General features: G+C 60.6%; 6 protein-coding genes and 2 pseudogenes. 6 read left to right on the plus strand and 2 right to left on the minus strand.

Annotation, left to right across the window (positions count from 1 at the left end):
- The 4 genes and pseudogenes from EOA22_RS26355 to EOA22_RS26370 form a co-directional block, all read left to right on the plus strand.
- Positions 1-196 (plus strand): annotated as a pseudogene (locus tag EOA22_RS26355) (ABC transporter ATP-binding protein); the annotation flags it as partial.
- Between the two features lie 128 nt (positions 197-324).
- Positions 325-607 (plus strand): annotated as a pseudogene (locus EOA22_RS26360) (type II toxin-antitoxin system RelE/ParE family toxin).
- 12 nt (positions 608-619) lie between these two features.
- Positions 620-919: a HigA family addiction module antitoxin gene (locus tag EOA22_RS26365; protein WP_027039367.1), complete on the plus strand. Its 300-nt coding sequence runs from the start codon at positions 620-622 to the stop codon at positions 917-919.
- 143 nt (positions 920-1,062) lie between these two features.
- A complete protein-coding gene (locus tag EOA22_RS26370; RefSeq protein WP_013530026.1) occupies positions 1,063-1,221 on the plus strand; it encodes a hypothetical protein in 159 nt (52 codons plus the stop codon).
- Between the two features lie 16 nt (positions 1,222-1,237).
- Here the strand turns inward: EOA22_RS26370 and EOA22_RS26375 are convergent, their stop codons facing one another.
- Entirely contained in the window at positions 1,238-1,852 is a 615-nt protein-coding gene (locus EOA22_RS26375) for a glutathione S-transferase (protein ID WP_063168834.1), read from the minus strand.
- 237 nt (positions 1,853-2,089) lie between these two features.
- Here EOA22_RS26375 and EOA22_RS26380 point away from each other — a divergent pair, with 237 nt between their 5' ends.
- Together EOA22_RS26380 and EOA22_RS26385 are read left to right on the plus strand one after the other, a co-directional pair.
- Positions 2,090-2,518 carry a glyoxalase/bleomycin resistance/extradiol dioxygenase family protein gene (locus EOA22_RS26380; RefSeq protein WP_013530024.1) on the plus strand — a complete coding sequence of 143 codons (429 nt, stop codon included), beginning with the start codon at positions 2,090-2,092 and terminating at the stop codon, positions 2,516-2,518.
- Positions 2,519-2,592: 74 nt separating this feature from the next.
- Positions 2,593-2,946 carry a DUF1428 family protein gene (locus EOA22_RS26385; RefSeq protein ID WP_063168835.1) on the plus strand — a complete coding sequence of 118 codons (354 nt, stop codon included), beginning with the start codon at positions 2,593-2,595 and terminating at the stop codon, positions 2,944-2,946.
- A 145-nt stretch (positions 2,947-3,091) separates the two neighbouring features.
- Here the strand turns inward: EOA22_RS26385 and EOA22_RS26390 are convergent.
- Positions 3,092-4,036 (minus strand): sulfotransferase (locus EOA22_RS26390; protein WP_164755831.1); only part of this gene is annotated, 945 nt, incomplete at its 5' end.

The raw sequence follows: 4,036 nt of genomic DNA on the forward strand, positions 1-4,036 counted from the left end.
CCATCTCGACATCGACGGCAAGGAAGCCCTGGAAGCGGAACTGCTGGCACATCAGGCAAGCTGTGTGCTCGCCTCGCACGACCGCTCCTTCATCCGCGCCATCGGCAACCGCTTCTGGCTGATCGAGAAACGGCGGCTGACCGAAGTCGAAGACCCAGAGGATTTCTTCCGCTCGGTGGCGGAGGGCGCTGGCTAATCGGTGAACAAAACTGCCGATGAAGTTCCGGCCTGTCGAGCGCAGGCCGGAGTTTCGTATCATGTTACGAGACGTCTTCTTGACTTCCGAAGCGTATCATGCCATGGTACGCCACTCGGGTCGGCAAGGTGATAAGCTCCTCCAAAGACAAGACCAGCGAAGCCGTTTCGAACGGCAAGGCTCCGAAGGGCTTCCCATCGGACCTTTGTCCGCTCAGCCCAGCGGAAGCTGTTCATGATCGACAACGCCGCCGAACTGTCGAATCTGAAGACGCCTCCCGGCAACAGGCTTGAGCCGCTGAAAGGTAACCGTGCGGGCCAGCATTCGATCCGCATCAACGATCAATTCCGCCTCTGCTTTAGGTGGGTGGAAGGGCAAGCGGAGGATGTTGAAATCACCGACTATCATTGAAGAGGGTTCAAAATGCTGAACATCAACCCACCTATCCATCCCGGAGAAATTCTCCGTGAGGAATATCTCGTGCCGCTCAATCTGAAGCCTTACACGCTGGCCAAAAAGCTGCATGTGCCCCGCACACGCATCGAGCGCCTGGCCAGCGAGACGACACCGGTAACGCCCGACACCGCTTTGCGCCTTGCGAAGTTCTTCGGAACCACGCCGCAGTTCTGGATGAATATGCAGGCGAGCTACGACCTCGCCGTAGAGGGAGAGGCGAAGAAGGCCGATCTTGAAACAATCGAACGTCTACAAACCGCGGCCTGAAGTAATCGCGTTAGCAACAACCCGCTTCAAGCAGGCTACGGAGCTAGCGATAAAAAAATCTCGACGATCTGTCGGATAGCCTCAGCCCGCCGCGTCCTTGGGATGCCGACACGATGATGCCGGCCCAACCCAGGAGAATTATCATGTCGGTTCTTTCGTCCATCGGTCGCATCGCAACCCGGTATGCGGCAGCGCGCGCTCGTCACCGCAGCGAACGCGTCCTGCGTTCACTGCCTGCCTCGCTGCGCAAGGATATCGGGTTTCCGGACGTCTTCGATGCGCAAAACGGCCGCCGCCCCTGACCTCGCGGGGCGCCAGTCAGTCATGCGTATCGCCCGAAAGCGGCGTCGCCTTCATCGATACGCGTTTTTCGAAAGCCTCGAACCAGCGCGTCAGCAGTGCCCGTGAGCGAAAAGGCGGAAGGTGACGGAACGCCATCCAGGACAGCGCGGTGGCCAAGGCAATGTGGCCGATATGGAGCGGCGCCTCGTCGTCCAGCGTGCTCTCGATCCAGTCGTAGCTCGCCTCGATCTTTTCCCGGTATCCGTCGGCGAGAGCACCATAGCGCAACTTTTCGGGTCTCCTTTCCGTCTCCCAGCGCAAGGCTATACCCGTCTGCGCCAGGCCCTGGGCGACCGCCTGCAACCGCAATGCCTGCCAGCGCGCCTCGCCGTCCTGCGGCAGCAGCTTGCGACCGTCATGCAGCGTGTCGAGATAGGCGCAGATGACATCGGAATCGAAGATCGGCGACGCGTCGGGCCGCAACAGCACCGGCACTTTGCCGAGCGGGTTTTCGGCGTAGACGCGGGCATTGCGCAAGGTCGGACTGGTCTCGTGATGAATGACCTCCAGCCGATCGGCAATGCCAACCTCGTGGGCGAAGACGAGCGCCTTGCGCGCGAAGGGTGAGTGGGTCTGATAGTAGAGGATCATTGTCGTCCCAGGATTTGAAGAGGCGTTCGCCTGATCCATCTGTTCTAGCCTGCGAGCCGAGAGAATTGCGCTCTGATTGGGCGCGGTCGACGCAAGTTCGTTTCACGCCTCTCGTCCAACTGCGGCTGCGTGGACTGTCCAGGGCCGGTCGGCCAAAAAAATCTGCCGGCCATGTAGGAACGCCGGCACCTCATCCGTCCTTTGGCTCGCAAGGCCAAACGCAAAGAGGAACAACAGATGACCGATCAGACCCCCGTTCAGCCCGCGGCCAAAGTGCTCGGCGGATTGACCCCCTATCTGCAGCTGGATGGCGCCTTCAAGGCTGCCGAATTCTACAAGAAGGCCTTTGGTGCCGAGCAGGTCTTTGCCTATCCGGCGGACGAAAAAGGCCGCACCATGCACATCCACCTCCACATCAACGGCTCGACGCTGATGCTCTCCGACTTCTATCCCGAAAACGGCATGCCTGCCGTCAAGCCGCAAGGTTACACCATGCAGCTTCACCTCGGCAGCGACGACATCGAAGCCTGGTGGAAGCGCGCCGTCGATGCCGGCTGCGAAGTCGCCGTGCCGCTCCAGATCATGTTCTGGGGTGACCAGTGGGGCAATATGCGCGACCCGTTCGGCGTCGAATGGGCGATGAATGCGCCGGTCAAGAAAGCCTGATTTATCGCCAATGGCGAAGTCCCTCACCGGCTGGCGTCGGTGAGGGATTGTGAACTTCCAGGAGGAGACCCACAATGTCCTATGTCGATGGCTTCGTGCTTGCCGTGCCCAAGGCAAATCTCGATAACTACAAGAGGCTGGCCAACCTCGCAGGCCCTATATGGATGGAACACGGCGCGCTCGCCTATGTCGAATGCATCGGCGACGACGTGCCCTATGGCGAGGTCACTTCGTTCCCGCGCGCCGTGCAGGCCAAGGACGACGAGATCGTCGTCTTCGCCTGGGCCGTCTATGAGTCGCGGGAGAGCCGCGATGCCGTCATGGCCAAAGTGATGGCAGATCCGCGCCTGAAGGCCGATTGGGCGGACATGCCGTTCGACGGGAAGCGCATGATCTTCGGTGGCTTCAAGCCATTCATAGAGCTTTGAGCAGCCGGTAGCAGATTGGCAGAAGCCCCTCAGCTTCGTCATCCTAGGACGAAGCAGGAGCGAAGCTCCGTCGCGAAGGCCTTAGGATGACGACGCGGGTGCTTAGGCCAATCTCTAAGGCCACGATCAGCTAGAGAGCGTTGCGCTAATCCAGCCTGTCCAGAAGCGGCTTCAGCCGGTCACCATAGCGCTTCCATAGATCGACCGACCCCTGATACATCGGCTGGCGCACCTGTGCGGCTGAAGCCGTGCGCACCGGTCGGTCGGTCTCGTGGAACGATAGTGCCGCGTCGTCCCAGGGCAGGCCGAGATGGGCGATCAATGCCCGCGTCTGGCCTTCCTGGTCGGCGACAAAATCCTCGTAGCGTACATCGTGCACGACGCCTGGCAGCACCGTGTGCCAATGCTTCATGATGTCGGTGTAGAGATTGTGGAAGTCGGCGAGCTCGCCGAGATCGTAGCCATAGCGATGGCTGTCGCCGCGGAAATGCACCTTGTAGATCGACAGGCAGGTGGCCGCCGCATCGCGCGCGCAGTGGATGATCCTGGCCTTCGGCATCATCATGTGGATGAAGCCGACAAGCAGGAAGTTGCCCGGCATTTTGTCGGTGACGTGGCGCATGTTCGGATAGCGGGCATGGAGCATGTCGAGATAGGCTTGGCCTGCCTCGGCAAAATCCGAATCGCCCGTATCCGATACGCCCCATGGGAAGCCACCCGGCATGGTCGCCGGGAACTGCCTGCCGACCGCCTTCTTCAATATGCTGAGCTCGCCTGCGCCATAGACCTGCGGATGGCTGGCGATGATCTGCTCGACCAGCGTCGTGCCCGAACGCGGCATGCCGACAATGAAGATCGGCGTGTCGTCGCTGATTGAGCTGGGCCTGTGCTTCTCGAAGAAGCCGGCATCGAAGGTGGCCTTCATCGCCTCGAACTCGGCCCGCGTCCTGGCCTGGTCGTAGTCGATGCCTTTGCGGCGGATCGCATTGCCCTCGGCGAAATAGTCGAAGGCCCGGCCATAATCCCTGAGATCGTCATTCGCCTTGCCGAGTCCGAAGGACAGTTGCATGCGCGCCAGGCTGTCCTGCGG

Origin of the sequence: Mesorhizobium sp. M7A.F.Ca.US.014.04.1.1 (assembly GCF_003998745.1) — a bacterium.
In the GTDB taxonomy this organism is placed as follows: domain Bacteria; phylum Pseudomonadota; class Alphaproteobacteria; order Rhizobiales; family Rhizobiaceae; genus Mesorhizobium; species Mesorhizobium ciceri.

Bases quoted from the DNA above. Each gene is read 5' to 3' on its own strand.
- EOA22_RS26385 (WP_063168835.1), top strand. From the start codon at position 2,593: ATGTCCTATGTCGATGGCTTCGTGCTTGCCGTGCCCAAGGCAAATCTC.
- EOA22_RS26370 (WP_013530026.1), top strand. From the start codon at position 1,063: ATGTCGGTTCTTTCGTCCATCGGTCGCATCGCAACCCGGTATGCGGCA.
- EOA22_RS26375 (WP_063168834.1), bottom strand. From the start codon at position 1,852: ATGATCCTCTACTATCAGACCCACTCACCCTTCGCGCGCAAGGCGCTC.
- EOA22_RS26380 (WP_013530024.1), top strand. From the start codon at position 2,090: ATGACCGATCAGACCCCCGTTCAGCCCGCGGCCAAAGTGCTCGGCGGA.
- EOA22_RS26365 (WP_027039367.1), top strand. From the start codon at position 620: ATGCTGAACATCAACCCACCTATCCATCCCGGAGAAATTCTCCGTGAG.